Genomic DNA, 4,961 nt, shown 5'->3' with positions numbered 1-4,961 from the left:
GGCCACCAACAAACACAGAAGATCAAAACCACTGGCAGACGACACACGACCAGCCCCACAGCCAAGAGGTGCAAACCACCAGCCAAGACGCCGCCTGATGCCAGACACCACCCCGTCATCACTCGTGACGGGCGGTGGCCCCACCCCAGAACAAGACAGACCCCGGTTTCACGGCCGGACAGAGGGTCCCCATTCCGTTCGCATCCTCACCTTTGACGGTCGGGATCCTGCTCCACCAGCCCGGAGTGACTGCCCCCTTCCGCAGGCATGATCCAACTGCAGCACGATTTGAGGGATGTGGTGACGCCCGCCTCGTGAGGCGCCGATCCCGCCACCGCTGCACCACGATCCGCGAAAAGACAGTTCCTCTTGAGGGAGCGAATTGATCAGGCCGTGAGCTTGTTCTTCTCAGAGCCCGCGAGCGTGGTAAACCAGGTGCTGGTCGCGTGGGACGTGGAACCACGAACAATCAGGAAAGCTCTCGCGGGCGACCACGGTACGCAGTTTCAGGACGCCTCCGGCCTCGGCTTCAGCCAGGCCCCAGCGGGCGCGCCGATGCTGAGTCCCTTGGCCAGGATATGGCGAGCGGCCTCTTCGATGACGTCGGCCGCGACCGGCCACCCGGCCTGCGAGGCCGGTCGCAGCGGAGAACACGGCGCGGGCCCCTGAGGTAACGCATGGTCATGTCGATCTGTTCAGGACGGCGGACGAACCCGGTAGCGCCGACTTCCAGGATGGTGATGACCTGGTCGGTGCCTCAAGTCGGCAGGGCTTGGTGTACGTGGCCATGTTCTTGATGACACCTGACCGGCCTGTGTTTGATCAGCAAGAAGCCCTCTGGTCGTGAAGGGACACCACCCCGGCCAGCCCCCTCGACAAGCCCACCACTGCGACCCCGACGGAACCACACCCGGAAAATGGCTTGCGTTCACCCGGCCCCACCTGAAACCTCGACATGTGCTGATCAGGAATGCGACTAACGAAGACTGGCCCGCCATCTGGCCGTTCCTCCACCAGATCGTCGCCGCAGGAGAAACGTTCCCCTACCCACTCGACCTCGATGAGGAGCAGGGGCGTGACATGTGGCTCGTCCCTCCTCCGGGGCGTGTGGTTGTCGCCGTCGACGACACCGGCGCGGTGCTCGGCACGGCGAACATGTACGCCAACCGCCCCGGTAACGGTTCGCACGTCGCCAGCGCCAGCTACATGGTCGACCCCGCACACCACGGGCGAGGGGTCGGGCGGGCCTTGTGCGAGGACTCGCTGACCTGGGCGCGCGCGGCCGGCTTTCGGGCAATGGTGTTCAACGCCGTTGTCGAGACGAACGTGCACGCTGTCCGGCTGTATGAGTCCCTCGGTTTCTCGATCCTGGGTACCGTGCCGGAGGGCTTCCATCACCCAGAAAAGGGCTACGTCGGCCTCCACATGTTGCACCGTCCTCTGTGATCAGCACTTGATCGCCCTCACCGCAGAGTGATGTTGCCCCCGTTTGACGGGCACGGTTGTTGAGAGAGGTAGGGTTCGGCGATCTTGTGAAGGAGATCGTTCTGGTGCCCAAGCCTTACCCGCCGGAGTTTCGTCGGTGTGCCCTGGATTTGGTATCACCGCGAAGGTGATCGGGTATCGCCAAGTCACCAAATTAGATGACTTCTAATTATATAGCGGTCATGTGGTGCGAATCGGATGGTTTCTGGGTAAATTTGGTCGATCTGGTCCTGGGGGTCCAAAGGGTTTTCGGTCTCGGGTTCATTTGATCCACGGTGGCGTCGTATGTCGACGGCGAAGCCTTTGATGGGGAGGAGACTCTGGCTTCTGATTGGGTGTCTTGGATGCGGTGACATTGCCGGTCGGGCGGAAGATCGTAGGGTTGATCGTGGTGGGGGTGGGTGTCCGGTCGTGGGCGTGATTTCGGAATTCCGTGCTAAGGATCATCCGGACGTTCTACCGTTACGCTGACTTGAAACATTCTCAAACAGGAGGAGCGGTGCCCGTCATCGTCCGCGACCCGCTTGACCCCACGCTGTCGATGTGGCATTTCCTGGCCTTCTACCTGCGGTTCCTGCGTGAGAGGGACGGTCTCTCGCTCACCCAGTGCGGGCAGATCATCGGCGCGGCGCGGTCGACTGTTTCCAACATGGAGGCGGGTCGGCAGCGGCCCCACGAGGAGCAGTTGGCGAAGCTCGACGCGAAGTACGGTACCGGACGGCTATTGCAGCTCCTGTTGTGGTTCGCGCGGATGGCGCATGATCCCGACTGGGGGCAGCAGCTGATCAGGTATGAGGAGCGCGCGCTCGCCATCCGTAGCTATCACGGTCACGCCATCCCGAGGCAGTTCCAGACCGAGGAGTACACGCGGGCTCTGGTGGAGGCCGCCACGGTGGAGGACGTCGAGGGGATCGTCGCCAGGCGTCTGGCACGGCAGCGGGCGCTCCTCGACCGGGAGAGGCGGGCCTTCTTCTGGGTGATCATGGACGAGGGCGTTCTGTCGTATCGCGTGGGCGGGCAGGAGGTCATGCGGGAGCAGCTGTCGTATCTGCGGCGGGTGATGGATCTCCCGAATATCATCGTTCGGTTCGTCCAGCCCTCGGCGGGCGCGCACCGCGGTTTCGACGGACCTTTCCAGGTCATCAGCCTGGACGGGCGGGATGTCGTGTACGCGGGTGCACAGAACGGCGGGCGGCTGATCGAGGCCCCGGGGGAAGTCCGCGAGTTCTGGACTAAGTTTGAACATATTGGCGCAAAGGCCCTTTCGGAGGACACTTCGCGCGCTCTCGTCGAGCAGTACCTGGAGTGGTACGCATGAAGGTGCGGTGGCGCAAGAGCGCCCGCAGTGGCGGTGTGTCGGACGAGCACTGTGTCGAATTGGGGCGTCTGGGCTCCGGCGTCGGGGTCCGGGATTCCAAGGACCCCGACGGCACGTATCTCGTCCTGGGGACGGGGGAGTTCGCCGCGTTCCTGGACGCGGTCAAAGCGGGGCGTCGGGGAGGTGCCGGCGTGTAACGCCGGGCCGAGAGGTCCCTTTCGCCATGGCAGAGCGAAGTCAGGGCTTCGGCGCCGGGTTGGGGATCTTGCCGATGCCCAGGGTCGTTTCGGCGGGGAACAGGCCGGCCTCCAGGGCTTTGACCAGCAGCGGCATGATCAGTTCAGTGAGCCGGGCGGACTTCTCCGGGCCCAGGTCCTCCCAGGGGGCGGCGGCCAGGCCGTCGGTGGCGCGCTCGACGTCATCGCGGAGTTCCCGGCACGCGTCGGTGGCGGCGCCTTCGGGAGTGAGCAGGCCGCGTGACTTGAGGCGGTCCTCGGCGGCGGCCCACTCGGCGGGCGTCCAGCCGCGGCTCTCGAAGGTCACGGGGGACGCGGCACCGATCGCGGCGAAGGAGACCAGGGACTCGGTGGGGTCGAGTCCGGCGGTGAGAAGCGCGGCCACGTGGCCGTCGCCGCGGTGCTCGCGCAGGATGTTGATGGCGTGCCAGAGCACCAGATGAGGGGCGTCCGGCCAGGGGAGGTCGGCGTTGGCGGCGGCCAGCGGACGGCCCGCGTTGTTGGCGGTGAGGGCGGCGACGCGCACCAGCTCGGCCGCCTCGGCGAGGCCCGGGGAGTCGACGTCGTCGCCGATGAGGGTGCGGTAGAGGCGGTCGACGGCGCGGGTTCGGGCGGCCAGGACATCCTCGGGGGCGGCGACGGCCCAGGCGGCGGGGATGTGCTCGGCGACCATCCGGGGGCTGAAGCTGTAGAACGCGGAGGTCACGAGCTCGGGGCCCACGGCGCCGAAGGGGGCGGAGCGCCAGGCGAAGTAGCTCGGCCAGCGGGTGTCGACCTCGAAGCCGAGGGCCTCGGCTTCGGCGTACACCTCGGGCGAGTACCAGAAGAGGGCGTGGACGGGTTCGAGCTGATGCCATATCTGCCGGGCCAGGGCCATCCGCGCGCGTCCTTTCTCGGGATCGGCTCCACTCTTCCATGGTGGAAGCCCATGATCATTAGTGTATCCGCAGCTCACAGCTGGGAATTAGCCACCATCCCACTGGGTGGGACGGTGTTCGTCCGGCCACGGCCCGCCGGACCCGGTTGCACTCGTGGGCGACGAAGACCGGCTGTCGGGCCGACGAGCAGAACGCCGGGTGTCCCCTTGGGCAAGCGGCACGGCGCAGGACGGCACGGCGGAGGACGGCACGGCGCAGGCGCGCTTCGTTGTCGTACAAGGTCGCCAATTGGGAGAGAACGTCTTGCCAATGAACGTGGCGATGGCGATGCCGCTGAGGTGACCGCGCTGTCAGCAAGTCGAGCCCGAGCGGGCCCGCCGATGGGAACAGGTGGGGTGCGGTGCGCGAGACGCCCGGGACGGTCGCCGGATGGGGGAGATGGGGTTTCCGTCGTGGCGGTGTCGGCCGGTGGCGGCGAGGGTGGCGGTGCCGTCATCGGGCCGGGGGCATTCGGGCCACTGACATGAACACGTAAGGGCCACGGTGAGGACGTCCTGTGGCGATCGCTGACCGAAGAGATCGCGTCTTCGCAGCCGTGCTGTGCTGACCATGGACATCCGTAACCCACCACACGGGTTGACGGTTTCGCGTAAAGGGAGGACCTCCCGGCGAGGTGTGAGTCGCTACGACACACACCATGCGCAGCCAGGAAGTTCCCGGTGGTCCGCCAAACGCAGAACCCCCCCGTGGACAGTTGGAGTTGGCCCGCTGAGCCGTGGAGCAGGCTGGCGCCTGCAACCGGGCCCGAGCGGTACCCACTGGCAGTCGTAGTTGGGTGCGACGCGGTGTGATGTTCCGAGGGCGCTGACTGGAGGCTAATGGCTCTTCGCTTTGGTTGTGGAGGCGGTGATGGGGGGTGGTATTGCTGCCGGCAGGCCAGGGCCCTGTCAACGGCGGCTGAATTCTGACCCCCTGGGGACGTGTGAAAGTTGACCCCTTGATGTTGTTGGTCGTTGCTGTCTGTTACTGGTCGTTGTTGTGGTT

5 protein-coding genes are annotated in these 4,961 nt (G+C 65.7%); 4 read left to right on the top strand and 1 reads right to left on the bottom strand.

Annotation, left to right across the window (positions count from 1 at the left end):
* Window positions 1-957: 957 nt before the first annotated feature.
* The 3 genes from E1291_RS39100 (at window position 958) to E1291_RS39090 (ending at window position 3,000) form a co-directional block, all read left to right on the top strand.
* Window positions 958-1,446 carry a GNAT family N-acetyltransferase gene (locus tag E1291_RS39100; RefSeq protein ID WP_131743066.1) on the top strand — a complete coding sequence of 163 codons (489 nt, stop codon included), beginning with the start codon at window positions 958-960 and terminating at the stop codon, window positions 1,444-1,446.
* A 538-nt stretch (window positions 1,447-1,984) separates the two neighbouring features.
* A complete protein-coding gene (locus E1291_RS39095) occupies window positions 1,985-2,803 on the top strand; it encodes a helix-turn-helix domain-containing protein (RefSeq protein ID WP_131743065.1) in 819 nt (272 codons plus the stop codon).
* Window positions 2,800-3,000, top strand: coding sequence for a DUF397 domain-containing protein (locus E1291_RS39090; RefSeq protein ID WP_131743064.1), 201 nt, complete (start codon window positions 2,800-2,802; stop codon window positions 2,998-3,000). The genes E1291_RS39095 and E1291_RS39090 overlap by 4 nt, the downstream gene beginning before the upstream one ends.
* Before the next feature lie 40 nt (window positions 3,001-3,040).
* Here the strand turns inward: E1291_RS39090 and E1291_RS39085 are convergent, their stop codons facing one another.
* Window positions 3,041-3,916 carry an SCO6745 family protein gene (locus E1291_RS39085; RefSeq protein ID WP_131743063.1) on the bottom strand — a complete coding sequence of 292 codons (876 nt, stop codon included), beginning with the start codon at window positions 3,914-3,916 and terminating at the stop codon, window positions 3,041-3,043.
* Window positions 3,917-4,070: 154 nt separating this feature from the next.
* Between E1291_RS39085 and E1291_RS39080 the strand changes: the two genes are divergently transcribed.
* Window positions 4,071-4,259, top strand: coding sequence for a hypothetical protein (locus E1291_RS39080; protein ID WP_131743062.1), 189 nt, complete (start codon window positions 4,071-4,073; stop codon window positions 4,257-4,259).
* The last annotated feature ends 702 nt before the right edge of the window (window positions 4,260-4,961 follow it).

The organism is Actinomadura roseirufa (genome assembly GCF_900659635.1).
Lineage (GTDB): Bacteria > Actinomycetota > Actinomycetes > Streptosporangiales > Streptosporangiaceae > Spirillospora > Spirillospora roseirufa.
The sequence above is the reverse complement of the archived record's forward strand: the minus strand, read 5'-3'. Positions and strand labels throughout refer to the sequence as shown.